The organism is Amycolatopsis sp. NPDC098790, assembly GCF_044759945.1.
GTDB lineage: Bacteria > Actinomycetota > Actinomycetes > Mycobacteriales > Pseudonocardiaceae > Amycolatopsis.
This window is the reverse complement of sequence record NZ_JBIWAI010000001.1, coordinates 2,033,215-2,058,344: the sequence shown is the minus strand read 5'-3', so window position 1 is coordinate 2,058,344 and position 25,130 is coordinate 2,033,215. Positions and strand designations below refer to the sequence as shown.

General features: G+C 70.4%; 29 protein-coding genes. 18 read left to right on the top strand and 11 right to left on the bottom strand.

What is annotated here, in order from left to right; translation table 11 throughout:
• The first annotated feature begins 1 nt into the window (after window position 1).
• Together ACIQWX_RS10330 and ACIQWX_RS10325 are read left to right on the top strand one after the other, a co-directional pair.
• Window positions 2–1,906, top strand: a complete 1,905-nt coding sequence (locus ACIQWX_RS10330) for an MFS transporter (RefSeq protein WP_400867946.1) — start codon at window positions 2–4, stop codon at window positions 1,904–1,906.
• A gap of 10 nt (window positions 1,907–1,916) precedes the next feature.
• The gene (locus tag ACIQWX_RS10325) at window positions 1,917–2,393 is read left to right on the top strand and encodes a DUF2771 family protein (RefSeq protein ID WP_400867944.1); all 477 of its coding nucleotides are present in this window, start codon (window positions 1,917–1,919) and stop codon (window positions 2,391–2,393) included.
• 10 nt (window positions 2,394–2,403) lie between these two features.
• Here ACIQWX_RS10325 and ACIQWX_RS10320 read toward each other — a convergent pair whose 3' ends face one another.
• Window positions 2,404–2,790, bottom strand: a complete 387-nt coding sequence (locus tag ACIQWX_RS10320; protein ID WP_086861937.1) for a cold-shock protein — start codon at window positions 2,788–2,790, stop codon at window positions 2,404–2,406.
• Between the two features lie 131 nt (window positions 2,791–2,921).
• On the opposite strand from ACIQWX_RS10320, the gene ACIQWX_RS10315 reads away from it, so the two are divergent.
• The gene (locus ACIQWX_RS10315; RefSeq protein ID WP_372670300.1) at window positions 2,922–3,158 is read left to right on the top strand and encodes a hypothetical protein; all 237 of its coding nucleotides are present in this window, start codon (window positions 2,922–2,924) and stop codon (window positions 3,156–3,158) included.
• On the opposite strand, the gene ACIQWX_RS10310 is transcribed toward ACIQWX_RS10315, so the two are convergent.
• The gene (locus tag ACIQWX_RS10310) at window positions 3,155–3,772 is read right to left on the bottom strand and encodes an HAD family hydrolase (protein WP_400867942.1); all 618 of its coding nucleotides are present in this window, start codon (window positions 3,770–3,772) and stop codon (window positions 3,155–3,157) included. The genes ACIQWX_RS10315 and ACIQWX_RS10310 overlap by 4 nt on opposite strands.
• Before the next feature lie 95 nt (window positions 3,773–3,867).
• Between ACIQWX_RS10310 and ACIQWX_RS10305 the strand changes: the two genes are divergently transcribed.
• Both ACIQWX_RS10305 and ACIQWX_RS10300 read left to right on the top strand, forming a co-directional pair.
• Window positions 3,868–4,467 (top strand): TetR/AcrR family transcriptional regulator, encoded by a 600-nt coding sequence (locus tag ACIQWX_RS10305; RefSeq protein WP_086675184.1) that lies wholly within the window; start codon window positions 3,868–3,870, stop codon window positions 4,465–4,467.
• Window positions 4,464–5,432 carry a R2-like ligand-binding oxidase gene (locus ACIQWX_RS10300; protein ID WP_400867939.1) on the top strand — a complete coding sequence of 323 codons (969 nt, stop codon included), beginning with the start codon at window positions 4,464–4,466 and terminating at the stop codon, window positions 5,430–5,432. Before ACIQWX_RS10305 ends, ACIQWX_RS10300 begins: the two co-directional genes overlap by 4 nt.
• A gap of 43 nt (window positions 5,433–5,475) precedes the next feature.
• Here the strand turns inward: ACIQWX_RS10300 and ACIQWX_RS10295 are convergent, their stop codons facing one another.
• The gene (locus ACIQWX_RS10295; protein WP_400867937.1) at window positions 5,476–6,615 is read right to left on the bottom strand and encodes a hypothetical protein; all 1,140 of its coding nucleotides are present in this window, start codon (window positions 6,613–6,615) and stop codon (window positions 5,476–5,478) included.
• An 87-nt stretch (window positions 6,616–6,702) separates the two neighbouring features.
• The gene (locus tag ACIQWX_RS10290; RefSeq protein WP_400867935.1) at window positions 6,703–8,361 is read right to left on the bottom strand and encodes an AMP-binding protein; all 1,659 of its coding nucleotides are present in this window, start codon (window positions 8,359–8,361) and stop codon (window positions 6,703–6,705) included.
• 103 nt (window positions 8,362–8,464) lie between these two features.
• Between ACIQWX_RS10290 and ACIQWX_RS10285 the strand changes: the two genes are divergently transcribed.
• The 12 genes from ACIQWX_RS10285 to ACIQWX_RS10230 all read left to right on the top strand — a co-directional run bounded on the left by ACIQWX_RS10285 (window position 8,465) and on the right by ACIQWX_RS10230 (window position 17,914).
• Entirely contained in the window at window positions 8,465–9,364 is a 900-nt protein-coding gene (locus tag ACIQWX_RS10285) for a hypothetical protein (protein WP_400867933.1), read from the top strand.
• Window positions 9,365–9,394: 30 nt separating this feature from the next.
• The gene (locus ACIQWX_RS10280; RefSeq protein ID WP_400867931.1) at window positions 9,395–11,011 is read left to right on the top strand and encodes an AAA family ATPase; all 1,617 of its coding nucleotides are present in this window, start codon (window positions 9,395–9,397) and stop codon (window positions 11,009–11,011) included.
• Window positions 11,008–11,223 carry a DUF2997 domain-containing protein gene (locus tag ACIQWX_RS10275; RefSeq protein ID WP_400867929.1) on the top strand — a complete coding sequence of 72 codons (216 nt, stop codon included), beginning with the start codon at window positions 11,008–11,010 and terminating at the stop codon, window positions 11,221–11,223. The genes ACIQWX_RS10280 and ACIQWX_RS10275 overlap by 4 nt, the downstream gene beginning before the upstream one ends.
• Complete coding sequence (locus ACIQWX_RS10270; protein WP_400867927.1) at window positions 11,211–11,786, top strand: 4Fe-4S single cluster domain-containing protein; 576 nt, start codon at window positions 11,211–11,213, stop codon at window positions 11,784–11,786. Before ACIQWX_RS10275 ends, ACIQWX_RS10270 begins: the two co-directional genes overlap by 13 nt.
• Window positions 11,783–12,220, top strand: coding sequence for a hypothetical protein (locus ACIQWX_RS10265; RefSeq protein WP_400867925.1), 438 nt, complete (start codon window positions 11,783–11,785; stop codon window positions 12,218–12,220). The genes ACIQWX_RS10270 and ACIQWX_RS10265 overlap by 4 nt, the downstream gene beginning before the upstream one ends.
• Window positions 12,217–13,446 (top strand): hypothetical protein, encoded by a 1,230-nt coding sequence (locus tag ACIQWX_RS10260; RefSeq protein WP_400867923.1) that lies wholly within the window; start codon window positions 12,217–12,219, stop codon window positions 13,444–13,446. Before ACIQWX_RS10265 ends, ACIQWX_RS10260 begins: the two co-directional genes overlap by 4 nt.
• A gap of 33 nt (window positions 13,447–13,479) precedes the next feature.
• Window positions 13,480–14,172 carry an ESX secretion-associated protein EspG gene (locus ACIQWX_RS10255; protein WP_400867921.1) on the top strand — a complete coding sequence of 231 codons (693 nt, stop codon included), beginning with the start codon at window positions 13,480–13,482 and terminating at the stop codon, window positions 14,170–14,172.
• Between the two features lie 47 nt (window positions 14,173–14,219).
• Entirely contained in the window at window positions 14,220–14,741 is a 522-nt protein-coding gene (locus ACIQWX_RS10250; RefSeq protein WP_400867919.1) for a hypothetical protein, read from the top strand.
• Window positions 14,738–15,298: a DUF3558 family protein gene (locus ACIQWX_RS10245; RefSeq protein ID WP_400867917.1), complete on the top strand. Its 561-nt coding sequence runs from the start codon at window positions 14,738–14,740 to the stop codon at window positions 15,296–15,298. Before ACIQWX_RS10250 ends, ACIQWX_RS10245 begins: the two co-directional genes overlap by 4 nt.
• A 14-nt stretch (window positions 15,299–15,312) precedes the next feature.
• Window positions 15,313–16,725: a hypothetical protein gene (locus tag ACIQWX_RS10240; RefSeq protein ID WP_400867915.1), complete on the top strand. Its 1,413-nt coding sequence runs from the start codon at window positions 15,313–15,315 to the stop codon at window positions 16,723–16,725.
• A gap of 65 nt (window positions 16,726–16,790) precedes the next feature.
• Window positions 16,791–17,540 carry a PhzF family phenazine biosynthesis protein gene (locus ACIQWX_RS10235; RefSeq protein WP_400867913.1) on the top strand — a complete coding sequence of 250 codons (750 nt, stop codon included), beginning with the start codon at window positions 16,791–16,793 and terminating at the stop codon, window positions 17,538–17,540.
• A complete protein-coding gene (locus ACIQWX_RS10230) occupies window positions 17,540–17,914 on the top strand; it encodes a YccF domain-containing protein (protein WP_400867911.1) in 375 nt (124 codons plus the stop codon). Before ACIQWX_RS10235 ends, ACIQWX_RS10230 begins: the two co-directional genes overlap by 1 nt.
• On the opposite strand, the gene ACIQWX_RS10225 is transcribed toward ACIQWX_RS10230, so the two are convergent.
• Together ACIQWX_RS10225 and ACIQWX_RS10220 are read right to left on the bottom strand one after the other, a co-directional pair.
• On the bottom strand, window positions 17,915–18,715 hold the full coding sequence (locus ACIQWX_RS10225; protein ID WP_400867909.1) for a metallophosphoesterase: 801 nt from the start codon (window positions 18,713–18,715) through the stop codon (window positions 17,915–17,917). It abuts the gene before it with no gap.
• 37 nt (window positions 18,716–18,752) lie between these two features.
• The gene (locus tag ACIQWX_RS10220; protein WP_372670279.1) at window positions 18,753–19,547 is read right to left on the bottom strand and encodes an HAD-IIA family hydrolase; all 795 of its coding nucleotides are present in this window, start codon (window positions 19,545–19,547) and stop codon (window positions 18,753–18,755) included.
• Window positions 19,548–19,739: 192 nt separating this feature from the next.
• Between ACIQWX_RS10220 and ACIQWX_RS10215 the strand changes: the two genes are divergently transcribed.
• Window positions 19,740–21,512 (top strand): multicopper oxidase family protein, encoded by a 1,773-nt coding sequence (locus ACIQWX_RS10215; protein WP_400867907.1) that lies wholly within the window; start codon window positions 19,740–19,742, stop codon window positions 21,510–21,512.
• A 1-nt stretch (window position 21,513) separates the two neighbouring features.
• Here ACIQWX_RS10215 and ACIQWX_RS10210 read toward each other — a convergent pair whose 3' ends face one another.
• From ACIQWX_RS10210 to ACIQWX_RS10190, 5 genes are all read right to left on the bottom strand, one after another.
• Window positions 21,514–22,581: a sulfate/molybdate ABC transporter ATP-binding protein gene (locus ACIQWX_RS10210; protein ID WP_400867905.1), complete on the bottom strand. Its 1,068-nt coding sequence runs from the start codon at window positions 22,579–22,581 to the stop codon at window positions 21,514–21,516.
• A complete protein-coding gene (locus ACIQWX_RS10205) occupies window positions 22,578–23,336 on the bottom strand; it encodes an ABC transporter permease (protein ID WP_400869498.1) in 759 nt (252 codons plus the stop codon). Before ACIQWX_RS10205 ends, ACIQWX_RS10210 begins: the two co-directional genes overlap by 4 nt.
• Window positions 23,337–23,403: 67 nt before the next feature.
• Window positions 23,404–24,213 (bottom strand): molybdate ABC transporter substrate-binding protein, encoded by an 810-nt coding sequence (modA, locus tag ACIQWX_RS10200; RefSeq protein ID WP_400867903.1) that lies wholly within the window; start codon window positions 24,211–24,213, stop codon window positions 23,404–23,406.
• Window positions 24,210–24,614 carry a helix-turn-helix transcriptional regulator gene (locus ACIQWX_RS10195; RefSeq protein ID WP_364452110.1) on the bottom strand — a complete coding sequence of 135 codons (405 nt, stop codon included), beginning with the start codon at window positions 24,612–24,614 and terminating at the stop codon, window positions 24,210–24,212. Before ACIQWX_RS10195 ends, modA begins: the two co-directional genes overlap by 4 nt.
• A gap of 33 nt (window positions 24,615–24,647) precedes the next feature.
• Window positions 24,648–25,127: a MarR family winged helix-turn-helix transcriptional regulator gene (locus ACIQWX_RS10190; protein ID WP_400867900.1), complete on the bottom strand. Its 480-nt coding sequence runs from the start codon at window positions 25,125–25,127 to the stop codon at window positions 24,648–24,650.
• Window positions 25,128–25,130 lie beyond the last annotated feature (3 nt).

Genomic DNA, 25,130 nt, shown 5'->3' with positions numbered 1-25,130 from the left:
CGTGGCACTCTTCGGCTCCCGCTCCGACGGCTCGCAGCAACGCGGCCGGAAGTCGAAGCGACGCTGGACGCCGGAGCCGGGCGCCGGCCAGGCCAAGCCGTGGCGCGAGGCCGCCGCACCCCCGCGCGCGGACGACACCCGCGTCGAGCACCGCAGCGCGCCGCCGCCCACCCGCGTGGAGCGGCCCGTCCAGCGCGGCGAGTACTACGACGCCCCACCGCGCGCCGCGTACTTCGACGCCAACGAAGCCCCGACCGCCGCCGCGCCGACCGGGCACCGGCCGCCACCACCCCCGCCGCCACGCGGGGCGCGGCCCTACCCGCCGCACGACCCGAACCGCACCGAGCCGGTCCGTCGCGAGCCGCCCGGCTTCTACCAGGGCGAACGCCGTCCCGGCAGCGGCGAGTACGAGCACTACGACACCGGTGGCTACGCGGGCGAGCCCCGGCCGCCGGAGCCGGCGCCCCTGCCGCCGCGCGAGGAACCGCAGACGCCCGGCGGCACGCCGAAGCTGCCGAAGAAGATCACCGTCACGCGGGTCGCGGCGATGCGCAGCCGGCAGCTGACCGGCCAGGCCGTCGGCGCCTTCCAGCGCGCGACGAAGGCCGACGGCGCCGAAAAGTCCGGCCTGACCTCGCTGACCTACGCCGTGATGCTGAACTACGCCAGCGACGCGGCGATGGCCATTGCGCTGGCCAACACCCTCTTCTTCGCCGCGACCAGCGGGGAGAGCAAGGGCAAGGTCGCGCTCTACCTGCTCATCACGATCGCGCCGTTCGCGCTGGTCGCGCCGGTGATCGGGCCCGCGCTCGACCGGGTGCAGCGCGGCCGGCGGCTGGCGATGTGCGCGTCTTCGGTCGGCCAGGGCCTGATGGCCGTCGTGATGGCCCTGCACTTCGACGACTGGCTGCTCTACCCCGCCGCGCTCGGGATGATGGTGCTGTCCAAGTCGTTCACCGTGCTCAAGGCCGCCGTGACCCCTCGCGTGCTGCCGTCGGAGATCACGCTCTCCAAGACCAACGCCCGGCTGACGACGTTCGGCCTGGTCGCCGCGGGCGCGTTCGGCGCGCTGGCCAGTGGCGTCAACGCGATCGCCGGCTCGGCCGGCGCGCTGTGGTTCACGGCGCTGATCTGCGTCGCCGCCGCCGTGCAGTCGATGCGCATCCCGGCCTGGGTGGAGGCGACCGAGGGCGAGGTCCCGACGTCGCTTTCCGCGCACCCCACCGAGAAGAAGCGGCGCCAGCCGCTGGGGCGCCACATCGTCGTCGCGCTGTGGGGCAACGGCTCGGTGCGCGTCCTCACCGGCTTCCTGATGATGTTCGCCGCGTTCGCGGTCAAGGCCCAGACCGAGGGCAGCGGGCAGACGCCGTTCATGCAGCTGCTGCTGCTCGGCGTGATCGGCGCCGCCGCGGGCGCCGGCGGCTTCCTCGGCAACGCGCTGGGCTCGCGCCTGCACTTCGGCAGCCCCGACCAGGTGATCGTCGGCTGCGTGGCGGGCTGCGTGCTCGCCGCGCTGGTCGCGACGATCTTGCCCGGCCTCGCCACGGCCGCGATCGTCGGCCTGGTCGGCGCGACGGCCAGCGCGCTGGCCAAGATCAGCCTCGACGCCGTCATCCAGGAGGACCTGCCGGAGGAGTCGCGCGCGTCGGCGTTCGGCCGCTCGGAGACCGTGCTGCAGCTGGCCTGGTGCCTCGGCGGCGGCGCGGGCCTGCTGCTGCCGCCGACGTACTGGATCGGCTTCCTGGTGATCACGATCGTGCTGGCCGTCGGCCTCACGCAGACGTACCTGGTGCGCCGCGGCGGTTCGCTCGTGCCGGGCCTCGGCGGCGACCGGCCGCTGCGCCCCGAGCCGACCGGCAGCTTCCCGGCCCAGGGCCTGCCCAGGGACGCCGCGCCCCGCCGGTAGGCTCCGCGGCATGCGACGTTCCCGGGTGGTGGCCCTGCTTGCGGCCGGTGGGTTCGCGGTGGCCGGCTGCTCGGCACCCGGCCCGGCCGAGGTCACGTTCTACGCCGACGGCCACACGATCAACACCACGCCGGTGCTGACGTGCGACTACTCCCAGCAGCTCGCGCAGCCGTGCAGCGCCAAGGGCGACACGCGCACGCTGAAGGTCCGCCCGGGCAAGCCCGTGCAGATCTCCGTGCCCGGCGAGGTCGCCGAGGCGCCGTGGCAGATCGTCTACGAGTACGTCACCCCGCAGGGCGAGTACAAGCAGAGCGACCCGATCCCGTTCACGTCGCTGGACCGCTACGCCTACACCGTGACGCCGCCGACGCCCGCCGACCGCATTTCCGCGGTGGACGTGCAGAAGTACACGGCCGTGCTCAACTCGAGCACCGGCGAGTCGGGCCTGCTGCCCAGCGACGTCTGGGGTCTGCGGCTGGAGGCGTAGGGATCGCTCTTTAGGGATCCAAGTCCCGGGCCACCGCGCGCATGATCTCGCCGATCTGCTTGGTGTGCTTGCGGTCCGGGTAGCGGTTGCGCCGCAGGTCCGGCTGCACCTTCAGCTCGAGGAGCTTGATCATGTCCTCGATCAGGCCGTGCAGTTCCTCCGCGGGGCGGCGGCGCGCCTCGGCGACGGACGGCGGCGGGTCGAGCAGCCGGACGGAGAGCGCCTGCGGCCCGCGGCGGCCGTCGGCGACGCCGAACTCCAGCCGCTGCCCGGCTTTGAGCCCCTCGACGCCCTGCGGCAGCGCGGCCTTGCGAATGTAGACGTCGGCGCCACCGTCCTGCGTGACGAACCCGAACCCCTTCTCCGCGTCGTACCACTTGACCTTGCCGGTCGGCACTTCCCTCACCAGTCCTTCTGTGTCCCGCTCACGACGAACGCGCCCGGGGGCGTACCCAGGGCGCGCTGGGTAAAGGGTATCTCGCCACATGCCCTGGGGAGAAGTCGATACCGCCGGATACCCTCTGCTTCATGAGTAAGGCGACGAAGGAGGCCGCCGTGGCCGCCACCGGCAAACCGTTCCTGATGCGCGTCGGCATCGGCTTGTTCGGCATCGGCATGCTGGCGGTGCTCACCGTGTTCATCCTGTTCGCCGCCGGCCTCGAGAACCTGCCGATCTGGCTGTCCGTCGGCGCCGGGGTCGTCACGCCGCTGGGCCTGCTGCTGGGCCTGATCGCCCTGGTCCGCGAGGCTCGCGCCAAGAACTAAGAGACCGCGGCGAACGTCTTCTCGAACCACTCCGGGAACTCCGTCAGCGACTCGAACACCACCTCCGCTCCTTCGCTCAGCAGGAGCGTGCGGTCGCACGGACCCGTCGTGACGCCGACCGCGATCGCGTTGGCCGCCAAGGCGCCCCGGATGTCACCCGCGTGATCTCCGACATACACGCGCGCGTCGTGCGCCAGGAGGGCCTCGGCCTTCCGCGTCGACCACAGCTCGCCGACGACCTCGTCGACGTCCAAGCCGAGCGCGTCGACGTGCAGCTGCGCGTTCGGCCCGTACTTCCCGGTGACGACCAGGGTGCGCCCGCCCGCCTTTCGCACCGCGCGGAGCGACTCGACCGCGCCCGGCAGCGCGACCGTGCTCGGCACGACCACTTCGGGGTACATCGCGCGGAACCGGTCGACGAGCCCTGGGATGCGTTCTTCCGGCGCCTCGAAGCCGCGCAGGATGTCGTCGAGCGGCGGGCCGAGGTTGGCCGCGAACGCGTCACCGTCCAGCGGCAGGCCGGATTCGGCGCCGAGCGCGTTCATCGCCGCGGCCATGCCCGGCCGCGCGTCGATCAGTGTCATGTCGAGGTCGAACCCCACCGTGATGCCCACGCTCCACACGGTACTGGCGACCACCGACAGTTTTACACATGAGCTGATCATGTACAGCACCTTGACAGCGGACGTGACTGTGTCAAGGTGAGGGTGTGACCAGCTTCACTGACCGGACGAAGGCGTCCCTGCGGGAAGCGCTCCTCGACGCCGCGGCCGACCTGCTGCCGGACCGCGGGCACGCGGGTCTGCGGATGGCCGACGTCGCAGCGAAAGCCGGCGTGAGCAGGCAAACCGTCTACAACGAGTTCGGCAACAAGGCGGCGCTGACCCAGGCGGTGGCGCTGCGCACCGCGGCGGAGTTCCTCGACGGGATCCGGCAGCGGTTCGAAACGGCGGACGGGCTGCTCGCGGGCATCCACCACGCCGTCGTCTACACGATCGAGCACGCGCGGGAGAACCGCCTGGTCGCGGCGGCGCTCGGCACCGAAGCGGGCGAAGACCTGCTGCCGCTGCTGACGAGCCGGGGCGAGCCGATCCTCACCGCGGCCGCGGACCTCGCCGCCGAGCAGTACCGCGAATTCGAACCGGGGCTCTCGGCCGAAGCCGCCGCCCTGCTCGCGGAGACCGTCGTGCGGCTTTCCCTGTCACACCTGGTGCTCCCGACGCACTCGGCGACGGAGGCCGCCGACTCCGTCACCACCGTGCTCGAACCCGTCATCCGCCAATTCGTCCACAATGGAGTGAAACGATGACCGACACGCTCTCCGAACTGCGGACCGGCTTCTCCTCGCTGCGCAAGGGCGGGCTGAACTGGGATTCGTTCCCGCTGCGGCTGTTCGTCAAGGGCAACAAGAAGTTCTGGAACCCGGCCGACATCGACTTCAGCCGCGAGCGCGAGGGCTGGGACACGCTGAACGACGAGCAGAAACGCAGTACGACGTACCTGGTCGCGCAGTTCATCGCCGGCGAAGAGGCCGTCACCGAGGACATCCAGCCGTTCATGCGCGCGATGTCGGCGACCGGCCGCTTCGGCGACGAGATGTACCTGACGCAGTTCTGCTTCGAGGAGGCCAAGCACACGGAAGTGTTCCGCCGCTGGATGGACGCGGTCGGGCTGACGGAGGACCTCCACCCGTACGTCGCCGAAAACCCGCACTACCGCAAGCTGTTCTACGAGGAGCTACCGCAGTCGCTGCGGGCGCTGGAGGACGATCCCAGCCCGCTCAACCAGATCCGCGCGAGCGTGACGTACAACCACGTGATCGAGGGCAGCCTCGCGCTGACGGGGTACTACTCGTGGCAGCTGATCTGCACGCAGAACGACATCCTGCCGGGCATGCAGGAACTGGTCCGCCGCATCGGCGACGACGAGCGCCGCCACATGGCGTGGGGGACGTTCACGTGCCGCCGCCACGTCGCCGCGGACGACTCGCTGTGGGACGCGGTCCAGCAGCGGATGGGTGAGCTGCTGCCCCACGCGCTGAACATGATCCAGTGGGTGCAGGACCAGTTCGAGGAGGTCCCGTTCGACAACGACCCGGAGGAGATCATCCAGTACGCGGCGGACCGGGCCCAGCGCCGCCTGGGCGCGATCGAGTCGGCGCGTGGGATGCCGGTGGAGCAGATCGACCTGGACTACTCGCCGGAGCACCTCGAAGAGACCTTCGGCGAGGAAGACGCGAAGGCCATCGCGGAAGCGGCCGCGGCGGTCTCCTGAGGCGTGCCACGAGGGGCACCCGCGCAGGTGCCCCTCGTGGATTTCAGCCGGCCGGCCAGTAGACCGCGTGCCAGCCGTAGTCCAGGTCGGACCGCCCGATGATCGTGCCGTCGGGGGCGATCCCGGTCGCCCAGCTGTACTCACCGCCGGGCAGGGCGCCGAGGTTCGTCTCCGTGCCGTCGGCGTCCCAGCGGGCCGCCACCGATTCGACGTTGCCGACCGCCGTGCCCGACGCGTTGAGCGCCACCGCCTCCGAACGCCGCTCGCTCTCCAGCACGGTCACCCCGCCGGCGGTCCAGCGCAGGGCCCGGTACTCGGCGAAGTCGACGTACCCGCTGCCGACGACCACCCCGGCGCGGTTGATCGCCAGTGGCGTCGCGGAGGCCGGTGACGCCGGCCAGCCGAGCCGCACCTGCCTGCCGTCCCGCGTCCAAGCCACCGGGGCGGGCCAACCGGCCTCGGTGACGGTCCCGGCGATCACCCCGAAGTCGTTGATCGCGGCCGCCGTGGCGCCGGGGTTGCCCTGGTTGCCCGGCGAGAGATCGGTGATCGCGCCGGTGGCGCTCCAGCGGACCGCGTGCTGGTTGCCGGCGGCGTCCACGGCGTCGCCGCTGATCAGCGCGCCGTCCCCGGTGATCCCGGTGACGGTGGCCTGCCTGCCGCCGGGCAGCGACGCGAGCCGGGTGACCGAGCCGTCCGGAGCCCAGCGCAGCGCGACGTACGTCCCCTGCGAGTCGCTGCCGCCGCCGGCGACCACGCCGGTCCGGCTGATGACGACCGCGTCGGAAGACCCCGCCCACGGCAGCGCGGTGACCGAGCCGTCCGGGGCCCAGCGGACCGCGTGCTGGTCGCCGTTCCCGTCCTGGGCCCAGCCCACGGCCACGCCGGCGTCGTTGACGGCGACCGCGCTGCCCAGCTCGCCGCCGAGCGTCGGCAGGGCGCTGATCCGGCCCTGCCGGTCCCACTTCACCGGGTGGTACCGCAGGCGCACGTCCTGCGGGTACGACTCGCCGACCATGGTGCCGCCGGCGTTGATCGCGGCCACGGAGCTGAACCGGTCACCCGGCAGGGTGCCCAGGTCGACCGGCGCGACGGTGGCCGCGGCCGCCACTCCCGGCAGGCCCACCGCGGCCGCCACGAGCAGCGTCCCCACGGTGAGCGGCTTTTTCAGGCAGGACAGCATGACTCCCCCTCCGGCGGCTTCCGTCGCTTCCGGGTGGAAGCGCCCCCCTCCGCCGCGAAGGGTCAACGCCCGGCCGCCCCGGCCGGTTTAGGCGTGCTTGGTCGCCGCCGCCTTTTCCAAGCCCAGCAGGCTGATCGACTTCTCGCGCATCTCGACCTTGCGGACCTTGCCCGTCACCGTCATCGGGAACTCCTCGACGACGTGCACGTACCGCGGGACCTTGTAGCGCGCCAGCTTGCCTTCGCAGAACTCGCGCACCCTCTCCGCCGTCAACGGCTCCGCGCCCTCGCGCATCCGGACCCAGGCCATCAGCTCTTCGCCGTACTTCTCGTCCGGGACGCCGATGACCTGCGCGTCGAGGATGTCCGGGTGCGTGTAGAGGAACTCCTCGATCTCGCGCGGGTACAGGTTTTCGCCGCCGCGGATGACCATGTCCTTGATGCGGCCGGTGATGTTGAGGTAGCCGTCGCCGTCCATGATCGCCAGATCGCCCGTGTGCATCCAGCGCGCCTTGTCGATCGCTTCCGCCGTTTTGTCCGGCTGCTCCCAGTACCCGAGCATCACCGAATAGCCGCGCGTGCACAGCTCGCCCGGCTCGCCGCGCGGCACCGTCAGCCCGGTCTCCGGGTCGACGACCTTGACCTCCAGGTGCGGCCCGACGCGTCCGACGGTCGACACGCGGCGCTCGATCGAGTCGTCCGCGCGGGTCTGCGTCGACACCGGCGACGTCTCGGTCATGCCGTAGCAGATCGACACCTCGCCCATGCCCATCCGGTCGATGACCTGCTTCATCACCTCGACCGGGCACGGCGAGCCCGCCATGATGCCGGTGCGCAGCGACGACAGGTCGAAGCTCGCGAAGTCCGGGTGGTTCAGCTCGGCGATGAACATGGTCGGCACGCCGTAGAGGGACGTGCACTGCTCGGCCGACACCGCTTCCAGCGTCGCTTTCGGATCGAACGCCGGCGCGGGGATCACCATGCACGAGCCGTGGCTGGTGCACGCGAGGTTGCCCATCACCATGCCGAAGCAGTGGTAGAAGGGCACCGGGATGCAGACCTTGTCCTGCTCGGTGTAGTTGCAGAGCTCGCCGACGAAGTAGCCGTTGTTCAGGATGTTGTGGTGGGACAGCGTGGCGCCCTTGGGGAAGCCGGTGGTCCCGGAGGTGTACTGGATGTTGATCGGGTCGTCGGCGGAGAGGGCGGCCTGTTTCTCGACGAGCGTCGCCGGGTCGCCCTGCCGGCCCGCGTCCAGCAGCGCGTCCCAGCTCCCGGTGCCGAGGATGACGACGTGTTCGAGAGCGGTGCACTTCTCGCGCACCTCGTCGACCATCGCGGGGTAGTCGGACGTCTTGAACGCGTCCGACGCGACGAGCAGCCGGATGCCGGCCTGGTTGAGCACGTACTCGAGCTCGTGCGACCGGTAGGCGGGGTTGATGTTGACGAGGATCGCGCCGATCTTGGCGGTGGCGTACTGCAGGAAGGTCCACTCGGCCCGGTTCGGCGACCAGATCCCGACCCGGTCGCCCTTCCCGATGCCCTGCGCGACCAGGCCCAGCGCGAGCGCGTCGACTTCGGCGGCCAGCTCCCGGTAGGTCCACCGGCGCCCGGCGGTCCGGTCGACGAGGGCGTCCCGCTCCCCGAAGGCGGCCACCGTCCGGTCGAAGTTGTCCCCGATGGTGTCCCCGAGCAGCGGGACCTCGGAGATCCCCGAGGCGTAGCTCGGCAGGGCGGGCGCGTCAGGCATGGTGCCTCCTGAAGTCGGCGGTGACTGCCGCCGAGTCTAAGAACCCGGTACCGGGGCAGCCAGCTCGGTGGCAGGATCCACCTGCGAAAAGGGAGGGGACCCGATGCGAAGAATCCTGGCCTTGACCGCGGCGATCTTGCTGCTCGTGCCGGCCACACCGGCGTCGGCGGCGACGAAGGTGATCGTGCTGCCCGGCGCGACGTCCGCCGAAGGCATCACCGCGGCCGGCGGCGGTGACTACTACACCGGCGACCTCATCGCCGGCACGATCTTCCGCGAAAACCTCCGGCGCGGCACGGCCGAGCGCTTCATCGAGGCACCGCCCGGCACCATGGCGGCCGGGGTGGACTTCGACCGGCGCCACGGCCTGCTGTTCGTCGCCGGCGCGGCCGGCGGCAAGGCTTACGTCTACGACGTCCGCACCAGGGCGAAGGTCGCGGACTTCACCTTCGGCGACCCGGAGACGTCCTACGTCAACGACGTGGTCGTGACGCCGCAGGGCGCCTGGTTCACCGACTCCTACCACCCGCAGCTGTTCTTCGTGCCGGTCGTGGCCGGCCGGCTCGGCACACCGCGCACCCTGCCGTTGAGCGGGCCGGGGGCGGGCGGTTCGCCGGGGAACTTCTTCATGAACGACGTCATCGCCACGCCGTCCGGCAAGACCCTGCTCGTGGCCGCGACGATCCCCGGCAAGGTGTTCAAGATCGATCCGCGCACCGGGGTCAGCGAGGAGATCGCGGGCGTCGACGCACCCAGCGTCGCCAGCCTCGTGCTCGAAGGGAACCGGCTCTGGGCGGTGCAGCTCGACGACAAGATCACCCGGTGGTGCCTCGACGGCGACCTGAGCCACGGCCGGCCCGACGGCACGATCACCGACCCGCTGTTCGACCAGCCGGTCTCGGCGATCAAGACCGGCAACCGCCTGGCCGTCGTCAACTCCCACATCTACAGCGGCTACCCGCCCACCAGTCCGACCTACGAAGTCCTCGTCGTCGGCGCGTAAGGTTCGAACGGACTTCGAGGGGGGCGATCGATGGCCGGGTTCCGCGACGAGCTGACCCAGTTGCTGCAGGCGCGTTACCCGCTGCTGGTCGTCGAGACGCACGAAGAGCAGCGGGTCCTGCGGGAAATCCGCGCGGTCGCCGAAGACCAGCAGCGCCTTCGCACACCGCGGCGCGTCTACGTCTGGTCCTCGACCACCGGCCTGGCCCCCGCCGGTGGCCCACCCATCAGCGAGACCCGCAGCGCGGCCGCCGCGCTCGAACGGATCTACGGCTGGGGTGAGCCCGCCGTCTTCGTCTTCGCCGACCTGCACCCCTCGCTCGTCTCCGAAGGCGGGCACCGGCCCGATCCCGACGTCGTCCGGCGGCTGCGTGAGCTCGCCGCCGCGTTCAAGAACCGGCCCGTGCCGCTCAGCCTCATCCTCGTTTCGCCGTCGCTGCCCGTGCCGCCCGAACTGGAGCACGACGCCACCGTCGTCGACTTCCCACTGCCCGACCAGCGCCAGATCGGCGAGCTGCTCGACGGCATGGTCGCCGCGCACCGGCAGAACGTCCGGATCAGCATCGACCGCGACGACCGGGACATGATCGTCGCCGCCGCGCGGGGCCTCACGCTGCCCGAGGCCGAGAACGCCTTCGCGAGGGCGCTCGTCGAGGGCGGCGGCCTCGACCCCAGCGACCTCGAACTGATCCTCGCCGAGAAGCGCCAGGCCGTCCGGCGGTCCGGGATGCTCGACATCGTGCCGGCGGAGACGAGCTTCGACGCCGTCGGCGGCCTCGACCGGCTCAAGCGGTGGCTCACCAAGCGGACCGGCACCTGGACACCGGCGGCGTCGGCGTACAACCTCGCCGCACCGAAGGGCCTGCTGCTCACCGGCGTCCCCGGCTGCGGCAAGAGCCTGTCCGCGGTGTGCGTCGCGAACATGTGGCGGCTGCCGCTGCTGCGCCTCGACCTCGGCCGCGTCTTCGCCGGGCTGGTCGGCTCCAGCGAGAAGAACATCCGCACGGTCATCCGCACCGCGGAGGGCATCGCGCCGTGCGTGCTGTGGGTCGACGAGATCGAGAAGGGCCTGGCCGGCGCCGGCGGCGGTGGCGACGGCGGCACCGCGCGCCGCGTGTTCGGCACGTTCCTGTCGTGGATGCAGGAGAAGACGGCGCCGGTGTTCGTGATGGCCACCGCGAACCAGGTCGGCTCGCTGCCTCCCGAATTCCTGCGCAAGGGCCGGTTCGACGAGATCTTCTTCGTCGACCTGCCGTCGGAGGCCGAACGCGCCGCGATCTGGCGGATCCACCTGCGCAGGCGCGTCACCGACTCGTTCGTGGCGAGCGAGCTGCGTCTCGACGACGCGCTGTTCGCCGAGCTCGCCGACGTCAGCGCGGGCTACAGCGGCGCCGAGATCGAGCAGGCCGTGCTGGCCGGCCTGGTCGACGCGTTCGCCGAGAAGCGGCCGCTGCGGCGCGACGACCTCGTGCGCGCGGTGAAGTCGACCGTGCCGCTGTCGGTCACCCAGGCCGACGAAATCCTGGCCATCCGGAACTGGGCGGAGACCCGGGCCGTCGCAGCGACGGACACCTCCGGCGACGTCGTCGAGGCGCCCGTCGCCCCGCCGCAGCCGGAGTCCCCGAGGGGAAGGACGATCGACGTATGACGCACCGCGTGACCGTCACCATCGGCAAGGACGGCTCGATCAGCGCCGAAACGCACGGCGTGACCGGGTCCAAGTGCCTCGACTACATCCCGCTGCTCGAAGACCTGCTCGGCGCGGAGACCGAAACGTCGGAGTTCACCGAGGACTACCGGCGAACGTCCGCTTCCACCGAAAACACCGCGTCGCAGCAGCAGTCGCAATGGAACTCCTGAACCTGCACCGGATCGTCGACGTCACCGCGGCCGAAGGCCCCGGCCTGCGGTGCGCGGTGTGGACGCAGGGGTGCTCGGTGCGCTGCCCCGGCTGCTTCAACCCGCAGACGTGGACGACCCGCGGCGGGTTCCGGTTGGCGTGGCCGGACCTGGTTTCGCGCGTCCTGGCGATCCCCGGCATCGAAGGCGTCACGCTGCTGGGCGGCGAACCGTTCGACCAGCCGGGGCCGCTGGGGCTCTTCGCGTCCGCGGTCCGTTCCGAGGGCCTGTCGGTGATGACGTTCACCGGGCACGTCCTGGAGGACCTGCCGCCGTCGAAACTCCTGGACTCGACGGATCTGCTGGTGGACGGGCCTTTCCTGGCCGACCGGCCGGAGCCGTCGCGCCCGTGGGTCGGGTCGGAGAACCAGCGGTTCCACTTCCTCACCGACCGCTACGACGAGTCGATCTTCACCACCCCGAACCGCCTGGAACTGACGATCGCCCCGGACGGTGCGATCGAGCTGAACGGGTTCGCCACCACCGAAGTGCTCGAAGCGCTGCTCGAAAGGGATCACCGATGAGTGTCACGCTCAAGCTGCGCAGCGAGGCGCTGGCCCAGCTCAACGCCGCCACGATCGCGGCGCACCTGCAGGCCGGCGTGGTCACCGTGCGGACGCGGATGCGCCACCGCGACCTCCTTTCCCGCGCGCTGACCGGGTTGCGGGCGCAGGTGACCGACGACGGCGGCTCCGTCGTCGCCGCGTGGGAGGGGCGGCGGATCACGTTCGTCTACGGCCCTGACGGCGTTCAGATGGCCCACGTCGACGGCCCCGGTCTCGCCGAAGCTGAAGCCCAGCGGCTGGTGCTGTCCGTCGACGAGGCGTATGCGGCGGAGGTGCAGCGCTCGGTGCTCGCGCGGCTGAAGGAACGCGCGGCCTCGAACGGGATGGTCGTCGAATCCGAGCGCGTCAACGCCGACCAGTCGATCAGCGTCACCCTGGCCGCCACGTCGTGACCGAGGTCAGGGTCGGGCTGATCGAGTTCGGCAAGGCGCTCAACGACTCGGTCGCCCTCCCCGGCCTCGGGGAGCTGCCCGGAGGGCAAGTGAGCATGGGGCGCGCCGTCCGCGGCGCCCGCGCGCGGTTGCTGCGCGGCGACCGGGTTCTGGCCGACAACCTGCGCCTCGGGATCATGGTGCGGAAGAAGTTCTTCTCCAGCGACGTCGAGCCGGTGACCGACGCCGGGTTCCTCAAGGACGTGTTCGTCGCGGTCGGGCGGAGCGACCTCGGGAGCGGCGACTCGCTGGAGCTGTACACCGACGACCAGGTCGGCCCGGATCTGAGTCAGCCGGACGGCGTTGCCCAGGTCGTCGCGCCGGGTTACGACCAGCTGACCGGGTTCCACGTCCAGGTGGTCGTCCGGGACGGTGTCCTGCGGTTCGGCGCTTTGGTCGCGCTGTCGCGCGGAGGGCAGCCGATGCGGGTGCTCGGGCTGTTCGGTCCCGGGCCGGTTTCGGAGCTGCAGGCGGGGCAGCAAGGCACGGTGCTGCTCGGCTTCCAGTGCGACGTGCCGCCGATGGCGGGTGACGGGCTGACCGCGTTCGACGAGCCGTCGCACGACCACCTGGAGCGGCGCGAGGGCGTCGCCGTGGTGCACGGGCTGAACGACCTGGGCAACGGCTCGGTGGTGGCGGCGGTCGAGGTCCCGGAGGGGCGCGGGTCGCTGTTCACCGTCGGCACGCGGGCGCGGGTGCTGCGGCCAGTGGGGACGACGTTCAACGAGCGCAGCACGGTCGTGGCGTCGGACCTGCGGATCCTGTCGTTGGCGCGGGACGGGGTCGCGGTGCGGACGAACGGCGGGACGCGGACGTTCACGGTCGGGTTGGCGTTCCGGGATTTGCGACAGAACGACACGATCGAGGCTTACGTGCCCGCTGACGCCGTCGCGCTGGCTCCGCCGCCGGTCGCTGTTCCAGCCGCTGCTCCGGTCGCTGTTTCGGCTCCTGCTGCGCCGCTTCTGGACGTCAATTCGGCGTCGGGACCGGAGCTCGCACGGGTGTTGTCGGCGGAGCAGGTGGCGAAGGCGCTGGAGCTGCGTCAGCGGCAGGGCGGGTTCCCGGACGTGGAGGCGTTCGGCGTCGCGGTCGGGTTACAACCGCACGAAATCGTCCGCTTGCGCAAACAGGCGACGGCCGGCCGGGTGACGTTCCGCGAGACGGGCGTGCGGCAGCTCGACATCTGAGCGCGGGGTGGCCGTTCCGCTACGCTCGGGGACGTGCCGGAGGAATTCTCACTGGGCCTGGCTGAGGTCGACACGGCGGTCCGGCGTACCGGCCTTCCGGCGAACTGGCACCCGTTCGAAATCCGCAGCCCGGGCCGGACTCTGCTCGAAAACGAGCGCATCGCGGCCGCGTCGTGGGAGTCGATGCGGGCGCGCGGCCTGGCGGGTCCGGACAAGCTGGACATCGAGGTGGAGCAGACGCTGCGGGCGTGGACCCAGCCGGACGTGCTGATCATCGTCCGCGCGGCGGAGGAGGGCCGCCAGGTGTTCTACCGCGCGGCGGTCGGGCACGGGCTGGGGGTGTTCTCGGAGCTGGCGGGCGAGGAGGTCGTGTTCGCCCAGACCCGCCCGGACCGGCTGGTCGACCTAGTGGTCGGCATGTTGCCGGCGTACCGCCCGGTCCCGTTGGCCGAGCTGACGTTCATCGAGCCGGGCACCCGCCGCGACGCCGACGCGGCGACGGAGTTCTCGGCGTGGCCGTTGCACCGGTACGGGACGTTCGAGTTGTCAGTGCGGTCGTCTGGGGCGCTGAAGCCGGCGGGAACGGTGACGTTCGTGGACAACGAGGGCGGCCGGTTCCTGATGTTCAGCGAGTCGTTACCGGGCAACGAGACCCGGGTGACGTTCACCCCATCGGATGGTTCTCACCTGCGGACGTGGCTGCTGGAGCGTGGCCGGAACCACTGACGTCGCCGGTTCGTCACTAGTACAGTGCAAGGGACCACGCAGGGTGGTTGGACGACGGCTGGGAGGGCGTCATGGGCGGTTCGCAGTTCGGCGCACCGGGATCGTTCACACCCCCACCCGGCGAGGGTGACGCGGGAGCCAACTTCCTCTCGGGGATCGTCGACGGACCTGTCGACTCCGAGGCCGCCAAGCGGGTCAGCGAAGGTGGGCACCACTTGAAGTCGCTCGCCGAGGGCGGCCAGTTCGCGGTGAACGAGGCCGGCTTCCAGGCGTACATCAAGGCCTGCGACTTCTTCCTGGACGGCTACAACCGGATGATCCTCGATGTTCGAGAACTGTCGGCTCAAGCCAAGATGGGCGGCAGCGAGTACGCCAAGGCAGTCGCCGCCTTCAACGTGAGGGTCGCCGACGGCGACGAGCAATCGTTGATCCCCAACTTGCTCCGGATGCGCGACGGGGTTCAGCAAGCACGCGAGGCGATGGTGATCGCGCGCAAGAACTACCGCGAGACAGAGGATGCCCACAGCATGACTTTCAGTCAGCTCAGCAAGGGTCTGCAGGAGCAGTGACCGCACGACGCACCGCGGCGGCGCTCGCCGCGGCGGCACTCGCCTTGACGGCCTGCACGAGTCAGGTCGGTGGTCAGGCTGCTCCCAGCACGCCCGCGACCGGATCGGCCACTCCTCCCACCGGGAGCGCGACCACGGACCCCGACAACCCGTTCGCCGGCCTGAGTCCGTGCACGATCATCGACCAAGCGCTCGCCGGCCAGGACTACCCCAAGGCCGAGCCACTGGTCGCGAACCCGAAGACAGGTTGCCGAACCACCAAGCCGACGTCCGGCGATTCACCAGGTGTGGACATCGGCCTTTCCCTGGACTCGGGGCGGGGGTACAAGGAAAACGTCGGTAATCCCAGCCAAGCAAGTGAAGGCAACGTCAACGGGCGGCCCGCGGTCATGGAACGCGAACCGATGAACTCACCCGGGCAGTGCGACGTGTGGCTGGAAGTGAAACCCAACTCTCGTGCTTTTGTGCTGCTGGCATCGGGCTCGGATACCGCAAAAGCCTGCCAGCTGGTCGAAGACGTCGCCGCGAAGATCGAGCCGCTACTGCCGAAGAACTGAGACGGAGTCCTGCCATGAGTCAGCCGCACCGGGCGCAGCATCGCCAGTCCGAGGGTGACTACTACGCGGAAACCGCCCAAAAGCTCCACGGCCAAGGTGCCGACGGCCAGCGAGCCACCCAGCAAGCGTCCTCGGACTACTCGGTCGCGCAAGGGAAACTCCTGCAGGAGGGGCAAAGCCTGCGGGGTGACTCGCCCGCACCCGGCGAGAACTACGCCAACAGCCCGCACGAAGTGCTGTACGACATGGTGCACAAGGACCTCGACATCGAGGGCATCAACGATCGCAGCCGCGTGGCCAACGTCTACGGCAACTGGCTGGCCGACGCCTCCAACCAATTCCGTGACGCCGCAACCGCTGCCGGTGGCTCGTGGCAGGGGCCCGCAGCCGAGCAGGCGAACGGCTTCTTCCAGAACACCGCGAGCCACACCGAACAAACCGGCAACGCGATGCAGCTGGTCAGCAACCACTACTCCCAGCAGTCGGCCGCCGCGCACTACGCCAAGACCAACATGCCCGAGCCCACCGGCTTCGACCAGCAAGCCGAGCTCGACAAGGCCAAACAGCAGTACAACTCCGGCAACCTCATCGGCATGAGCAGCACCATGGCCGGCATCCAAGTCAAGCAGCAACAAGCCGACGCCGCTCACCAGCAAGCCGTTCAGGTCCTCCAAAACCTCGACGGCACCTACCACGAAACCGCCAGCTCCCAACCCACCTACGCCCCACCCCCGCAACTAGGAAACGACTCCACCTCCGTCTCCGGCTTCCACGGCACCAGCAGCACCAGCTTCACCGGCACCCCCACCATCGGAGGCGGCACCACGGGCATCGGCGGCACCAGTGGCAGCTACATCCCGGGCGGCACCACCCCACCCGGCGTGACACCCCCCGGCACCACCCCGCCGAACTTCGTGCAGCCGGGTGTCACCAGTGGCACCGGCAACAACTTCGCCGGTGGCAACACGAACTTCCGCGCCACCCCCGCCCCCAGTGCCTTCCCGCGCATGACTCCCGATGGGCTCGCCATGCCCGGCACCACTGCCGGCACCACCGGAGGAAGCAGCGGGGACACCGTCCGCGGCAAGTCCGGCGCCGGACGCGCCGGGAGCGGGTTCGCCGGCTCGCGGGTCTCCGGGGGCGGCCTCACCGGTGCCCCGAAAGAGGCCGCCGGTGAAGGCAAGGCTGCGGGCAAGACCGGTGGGAAGGCGCCCGGCGAACGGCTCGAACGCGGCGCCACCGCCGCCGCGGCTGCGAAGGGTAAAGGCGCCGGAGCGGCCGGGGCCGCGGGCGCTGCCGGCAAGAAAAAAGACGACGACAAGGAACACAAGAACAAGTACGCCGTCGACGAAGACGTCTTCGACCTCAAGCCCGAACGCGGTCCCGACGGCGAAAAGATCGTCAAGCCCACCATCGGGGAGGCGTAGGGGACAACCCCGGGATCTCCCTGATAAATGATCAACACGCCGAGGGCGCGGGCTACATTGGGAGCATGCGCTTCTTCGTCGTCGACGCCTTCACCGACCAGGCCTTCGCCGGGAACTCCGCCGGGGTCGTCCTGCTCGACGAGCCTGCCGACCCCACCTGGATGCAGGCCGTCGCCACCGAGATGAAGCACGCCGAGACCGCCTTCGTCGTGGCCACGGACGAAGGCCCCAAGTCGCTCCGGTGGTTCACCCCCGCGGTCGAGGTCGCGTTGTGCGGGCACGCCACCGTCGCCGCCACGCACGTCCTCGGCGGCGAACAGACCTACACCACCAAGAGCGGCGAACTGCGCGCCAAGGCGAACGACGGCTGGGTCGAGCTGGACTTCCCCTCCGACCCGCCGACGCCGACCGATGACGACCTCTCCGAAATCCTCCCCGGCATCGACATCGAATACGTCGGACGCGGCGTCGAGAACCTCTTCGCCGTCCTCAAAGACGCCGAAACGGTCAAAAACCTCGAACCCGACCTCGCCAAGCTCAAGGACACCTGGACCGGACGCCTGCTGGTCACCGCGAAGGGCGACGACTACGTCAGCCGCTTCTTCGCCCCTGGCGTCGGCATCGACGAAGACCCCGTAACCGGCTCGGCGCACTGCATCCTGTCGCCGTACTGGTCCGAGAAACTCCAAACCAAAGAACTCACCGGCCACCAGATCTCGGCACGCGGCGGCGTCGTCCGGACCCGCCAGGACGGCGACCGCGTCCACCTCGCCGGCCAGGCCGTCACCGTCGTGAGCGGGGAGCTGCACGTCTGATGCGCACGCTGCTGAACATCATCTGGCTCGTCCTGTGCGGCTTCTGGATGGCGCTGGGCTACCTGCTCGCCGGCGTCGTCTGCTGCATCCTGATCATCACCATCCCGTTCGGGCTGGCGTCGTTCCGGATCGCGAACTACGCGCTCTGGCCGTTCGGCCGCACGGTCGTCGACCGCCGCGACGCCGGCGCCGCGTCCTTCGTCGGCAACGTCATCTGGTTCATCTTCGCCGGGCTCTGGCTGGCCATCGGGCACATCTTCACCGGCATCGCCCTGTGCGTCACGATCATCGGCATCCCGCTGGGCGTGGCGAACTTCAAGATGATCCCGGTGTCGCTCATGCCGCTCGGCAAGGAGATCGTCGAAATCCCCTGATCAGGACTCCGGCTCGTACGGCAGCTGCACCACCAGGCACGGCCCGCCGACGAACAACCCGCCGTCGACGCCCAGCGCCTTGCCTCCCGCATACAGGAACGGCCCCTCGATCTGCGTCGGGTGGATGCCCAGCTGGTCGGCGATGACGCTGTGCCCGTGCACGATCCGGGTCCCGCCGAGCGCGTCCATCAGCTTCTGCGCGTTCTCCTCGCCGTCCGGGCCGCGGAACGCGTACCGCGTGGTCATCCGGCGCCAGACGTCCCACCACGCCTCGATGTCCGAGCCGGCCAGGATGTCCGCCGCGGCCTCGTTGATCTCCGGGACCGTGGACCCCCAGTCCAGGTACTCCAGCGTGTCCGAGTGCAGGAGCAGGTGGTCGGCCGCCAGCGCCGCCAGCGGTCGCTGGGAAAGCCACTCGATGTGCTCGGGCGTTAGCCGGTCCTGGTCCGACAGCAGGCCGCCGTTGATCTCCCAGCTGCGGGCGAAACTGCGCGGGCCGAAGTCGGACGGCACCGGCTCGTCGCCGAAGTGGTACATCCCCAGCGCCAGGATCTCGTGGTTGCCGAGCAGCGTCTGCACCTGGCCGCCCGCCTCGGCCGCCTGCTCCTCGAGCCGCATGACCAGGTCGATCGCGCCGACGCCGTCCGGGCCGCGGTCGACGAAGTCCCCCAGGAACCACAGCTGGTCCCCGTCCCCCGACCAGTTGCCTTCGTCGTCCACCAACCCCTCGGCGCGCAGTGCGTCGACCAGCTCGTCGCGGTGGCCGTGCACGTCGCCGACAACGTACGTGGAGTTGCTCATCCGGTGACGATAAGCCCTTCGCCCACCCGGCCGGTGGTCAGCCTTCGCCGAACGGGTCCAGGGTCCGCCCGATCAGGTCAGCGACCGAGTCGATCACCAGTGTGGGCCGATACGGATAGCGTTCGGCCGACTCCCGGGTGGATATGCCGGTGAGCACCAGGATCGTCTGCAGCCCGGCCTCGATGCCCGAGTGCACGTCGGTGTCCATCCGGTCGCCGATCATCAGCGTCGACTCCGAATGCGCACCCAATCGGCGCAACGCCGAGCGCATCATCAGCGGGTTCGGCTTGCCGACGTAGTAGGGCGAGCGGCCGGTGGCCTTCTCGATCAGCGCCGCGACGGACCCGGTGGCCGGCATCGAGCCCTCGACGCTCGGGCCGGTCGCGTCCGGGTTGGTCGCGATGAACTTGGCGCCGCCCTCGATCAGGCGGATCGCGCGCGTGATGGCGCTGAAGCTGTACGTGCGGGTCTCGCCCAGCACGACGTAGTCCGGGTCGCGCTCGGTCAGGACGTAACCGACCTCGTGCAGCGCCGTCGTGAGGCCCGCTTCGCCGATGACGTACGCCGAGCCGTTCGGCCGCTGCGACGAGAGGAACTTCGCGGTCGCCAGCGCCGAGGTCCAGATCGACTCCTCCGGGATGTCGAGCCCGGTGCGCTCCAGCCGGGCCCGCAGGTCGCGCGGGGTGTAGATCGAGTTGTTCGTCAGCACCAGGAAGTCGATGCCGTTCGACTTCAGCTCGGCGAGGAACTCGTCGGCCCCGGGGACGAGGTGCTCCTCCTTGACCAGGACGCCGTCCATGTCGGAGAGGTACGTCCACCGGCGATCGTTCATGCGCGGAACCTATCACGCGCGCGAGACACCTGCGGTGCACCGCGAAAACGGCTACAGTGGGAATTGCCGGTACCGCGAGGGGAGTCGCGTTCCCGGCCACCGAGGGGGTTCGGGGGAATACTTTTCGACGTCGTCGGCGCTGTGCGTCGCCGCGCAATTCTTCCTGCCCCCGAACGCGAAGGGGGAGAACGAATGACCGAAATCATCGAGCGTCCGGCCGCGGCCACGCCGATCACCGGGCCGAACTGGGGACTCACCAAGTTCCTCGACGCACTGCCGATTCCGCCCGTCTTCCGGGCCCGCGGCCGGGAAATGATCACCATTCCGATGGTGACCAAGCGCCAGCGGCTGCACTCGCAATTGCCCGAAAGTACGTTGTGGACGTACGCGGGCCATTTCCCGGGTCCGACGATCGAAGTGCGCAGCGGCAAGCAGCTGCGGATTTCGTGGTCGAACGAAATCGACGGCGAGTTCCCGCTCGTCGCCGTTCAGGGGCCGGTGACGGACGGCCCGACGAGCCGGCCCGGCCGTGAGCTGGACCGGCCGGGCTACTCGATCGTCGAGGGCGTCGCCGACCTGCCGGCCTGGACGGTCGTCCACCTGCACGGCGCGCGGACGAACGCGGGCAACGACGGCTGGGCGCACAACGCGGGCCTCAAGGGCACGTCGCAGCTGACCGAGTACCAGAACCGCCAGCCGTCGATGCCGCTCTGGTACCACGACCACGCCATGGCGATCACTCGCTTCAACGTCCACACCGGCTTGGCCGGGATGTACCTGATCCGCGACGACGAGGAGGACGCGCTCGACCTGCCGCACGGCGACCGCGAGATCCCGCTGATCATCACCGACCGGAACCTCGACACGGACCCGGCGACCGGCGCGCTCACCGGGCAGCTGCTGTTCAAGTTCCCGTACGTCCCGAACGGCCCGATGATCCCGTTCTCCGGACCGTTCAACCTGGTGAACGGCGTGATCTGGCCGCACCTGGACGTCGACGCGAAGTGGTACCGCTTCCGGCTGCTCAACGCGGCCAACTCGCGGTTCTACACGCTGAACCTGGTCGACGAGAACAACAACCCGGTGAACGATGCCGTCCGCCTGATCGGCACCGACGGCGGCCTGCTGCCGGCGCCCGCACCCCTCCCGGCGAACGGCCTGGCCGTCGCCCCGGCCGAGCGCTTCGACGTGCTGATCGACTTCAGCCGCTTCAAGGGGCAGAAGCTCAAGCTGCGCAACGCCGACCCGCGGCTCGGCGGGATCGAGCCGGACCTCGTGGAGTTCCGGGTGGACGGCCGCGCGAAGCACGACTCCTTCGAGCTGCCGGAAAAGGTGTCACCGTCCTACATCCGGCTGCAGCACGGCACGACGCTGCCGGAGGACCACGACCACGTCTGGATCGCGCTCCTGCTCAACAAGTCCGGTCACCCGGAGATGTGGGACCTCGAGCAGGTCGACGCCGACCCGGGCGGCGAGGGCGTCATCCAGGTCCAGGACCCGGCCGGCGGGCTGAAGACGTTCCGGATGATCGGGCGGCTCTTCGACGACACCACGGGCATCTTCATCGACCACGACCGGTGGGCGGTGTGGAACATCCTGCACGTCGCGAACGGCGGGCCCGCGCACCCGATCCACATCCACCTGACGGAGTTCCAGGCGCTGTTCCGGCGGTCGTTCACGACGACGTTCGACCAGCCCTCGGAACGGACGACGAGGCCGATCGACGGCTTCACCGACGTCCCGCTGGAGAAGTACGAGGAGGGCTGGAAGGACACGATCATCGTGAACCCCGGCCAGTGGGTGAGCGTGGCCGGCCAGTTCGGCGGCGGCACCGGCCAGTTCATGTACCACTGCCACATCCTCGACCACGAGGACGAGGGCATGATGCGGCCGTTCGTCGTGCACCCGCCGGAGGTGGCGAAGTTCCACGTCCACCCGGGCGGCGGCCACCACCACGAGGGGTGACTCAGGAGGCCGCGGCCGGGTGCACCGCCACGGTCGCGGCCTTCACCGACAGCGTGACCGCCGTGCCGGGTTCCAGGGCGAGCTCGGCCACGGCGGCCGGCGTCAGGTCGGCGGTCAGGCCGTGCGCCCAGCCGTCCCCCTCGGCTCGGACGCGGATCACCGGCCCGTGCGGTTCCAGGGCCGCGACGACAGCGTCGGTCGTGTTGCGCGGGCTGCCGCGGTGCTCGCCGTCGTGCGGGTAGACGGCGACGGCGTTCGGCGGGAACACCGCCACCGCGGCCTCCCCCACGACCACGTCCGCCGCCGGGAGACCGGCGACCACCTCGCCCGAAGCCGTCCGAAGGCCGTCCGAGACCGCGGTGCCGGCGACAAGGTTGAGGCCGGCGATCCGCGCGGTGAACGCCGTCCGCGGTGCGGAAAGCACTTCACGGGTCGGGCCGCGTTCGACGATCCGGCCGCCGTTCATCACCGCGACGTGGTCGGCGAGCGCCAGTGCGTCCAGCGGGTCGTGCGTGACGAGCACGGTCGTCGGCCCGGTCTTCAGGACCCGCCGCAGCAGGCCGCGGATGGCCGGCGCGGCGTCGACGTCGAGCGCCGCGAACGGCTCGTCGAGCAGCAGCAGGTCCGGTTCGGCGGCCAGCGCCCTGGCGATCGCGACGCGCTGGGCCTGCCCGCCGGACAGCTGCCCCGGCCGCCGGTCCGCCAGGGCGACGGCGTCCACTTCGGCCAGCCAGTAGAAGGCCCGCTCCCGCGCGGCGCGGCGGCCGGCGCCGGTCGAGCGCGGCGAGAACGCGACGTTGTCGGCCGCGGACAGGTGCGGGAAGAGCAGCGCGTCCTGGGACAGCAGGCCGATCCCCCGCCGGTGCGGCGCGACGCCGGCCAGCGCGCGCCCGGCCACGGTGATCTCCGCCGACGTCGGCGTGATCAACCCGGACAGGCAGCCCAGCACCGTCGACTTCCCGGAGCCGTTGGGCCCGAGCAGCGCCAGCACCGTGCCGGTGGGCACGTCGAGGTCGACGTCCAAAGAGAACGTGCCGCGGACGGCTTCGATCCGGGCGGTCAGGCTCACCGCAGGCCGCCTTCCCACGAGCGCGGCCGCGCGACGGCGATGACGAGGACCGCCACGACGATGAGCAGCAGCGAGAGCGCGACGGCGCTGTCGATGTCCACTTCGGCCTGCGTGTAGACCTCGAGCGGCAGCGTGCGGGTGACGTCTTCGAGGCTGCCGGCGAACGTGATCGTCGCGCCGAACTCGCCGAGCGCGCGGGCGAAGCTCAGCACGACGCCGGAGCCGAGCGCGGGCAGCAGCAGCGGGAGCGTGACGCGCCGGAAGACGGTCCACGGGCGCGCGCCGAGGGTCGCGGCGACCTGCTCGTAGCGGTCGCCGGAGCCGCGCAGCGCCCCTTCGAGGCTGACCACGAGGAACGGCATCGCGACGAACGTCTGCGCGATGACCACCGCGGTCGTGGTGAACGGCACCGACTCCCCGGTCAGCGTCGTGATCAGCATGCCGAGGAAGCCCTTGCGGCCGAGCAGGTAGAGCAGGGCGAGACCGCCGACGACCGGCGGCAGCACCAGCGGCAGCAGCACGATCGAGCGCAGCAGCCGCACCCCGCGGAAGCGGGCCCGCGCGAGGACGACGGCCAGCGGCACGCCCAGCAGCACACACGCCGAAGTGGACAAAGCGGCCGTGATGAGCGACAACCGCAGCGCGTGCCACGACGACGGCGTGGCGACCAGCGACGGCAGCCGCGTCAGGTCCGAGCGCACCAGCAGCCCGACGACCGGCAGGACGACGAGGGCCAGCGCGAGGGTCGCCGGGATCGCGAGGACCCACGGGACGCGAGAACGGCCGGCCGGGACGGATCCCGGCCGGCCGCTCGCGAGACGCTTACTGCGCAGGGCCGAACCCGACCTTGCTCAGCTCGGTCTTGCCCTCGTTGCCGAGGACGAAGTCGTCGAACTCCTTGGCCAGCGCGCTCTGCCCGCCCTTGACCACGGCGATCGGGTAGTTGTTGATCGCGCCCGACGCCTCGGGGAAGTCGACCTTCTCGACCTTGCCCGCGGCCGACGTGGCGTCGGTGACGTACACCAGGCCCGCGTCGGCGTCACCGGAAGCGACCTTGTTCAGGACCTGCTTGACGTCCTGCTCCTCGCTCTTCGGCTTGAGCGTGACGCCGGTGGCGGTTTCCACCTTCTTGGTCGCCGAGCCGCACGGCACCTGCGGCGCGCACGTGACGACGGTCAGGCCGGCCTTGTTGAGGTCCGCGAAGGACTTGATGCCCTTGGGGTTGCCCGGCGCGACGGCGATGGCGAGCTTGTTGGTCGCGAAGACCGTCGGCTGGCCGTCGATCACGCCGCCCTGGACCGCTTTGTCCATGTTGGCCTGGTCGGCCGAGGCGAAGACGTCCGCCTTGGCGCCGTTGGTCAGCTGCTGCACCAGGCCGGACGAGCCCGCGAAGCTGAACTTCACGGTGACGCCGGGGTGCTGGGCCTCGAACTCCTTGCCGAGCGCGGTGAACGACTCGGTGAGGGACGCGGCGGCGAACACGGTGAGCGTGCCGGTGCCGGCGTCGCCGCTGCCCTTGGGCGCGGGCGCGGTGACCGACGACCCGCCGGACTGCGTGCTGGGCTCGTCCGAGCTGCTGCACGCGCCCGCGAACAGGGCGACGGCCGCGACGGCGAGAGCTAGCTTCTTCATCTAGATCCTTCCGGTGTTTCCACCACGACGGTGGTCGCTTTGACCACCGCAACCGCGAGCACCCCCGGGCGCAGGCCCAGCTCGCGGACGGCTTCCGTACTCATCAGGGACACCACGCGGTGTGCCCCGCACTGCAGTTCCACCTGGGCCATCACCTTGTCGGCGATGACCTCGGTGACCAGCCCGACGAACCTGTTGCGGGCGGAGCGGCCCACGGCGGAGGGGTCCTCGGGGCCGGAGGCCTGTGCCCGGGCGAAGCCCGCGAGCTGAGCGCCGTCGACGACCTTGCGGCCGGCGGCGTCGTCGGTCGCGGTCAGCTGCCCCGCGCGCACCCACCTCCGGACGGTGTCGTCGCTGACGCCGAGCAGGCGCGCGGCCTCGGACAACCGAAATTGCGGCATGGCGCTGACATTATCTCCGCAGTTGAGGAAAAGCTACGCGGGGCGTGAATTGTGCATCACTTCGGCCCGCAGCTGTTCGAGGATGACATTCTGATAACGCTCGATCGCTTTCCGCTCGGCCGGGGAGAACTGCGCGAGCGTCTCGCGGAGGGTGTCGAAGGCCGACTCGAAGAGGGGCGCGAAGCGCTCGGCGGCCCCCGGCACGACCTCCACGAGGACCTTGCGCCGATCCTCGGGATCGCGCACGCGGCGCACCAGGCCGACCTTCTCGAGGCGGTCGATGACGCCCGTCACAGCGCCGGTCGAGAGGCCCGTCAGCTCGGCGATCCGGCCCGCGGTCAACGGTCCGCCCGATTGGATGACCAGGTCGAACGTCTTGTGGTCGGTGCCGGACAGACCCATCCGCTCGGCGATCCGCGCGTGGCGCAGGACGGTGAACGTGCTGCCCGCGCGACCCAGTTCCGCGAAGCGGAAGAGCTCGTCTTCGGTGACCGGGTAAGTCTTTTCCGTCACAGG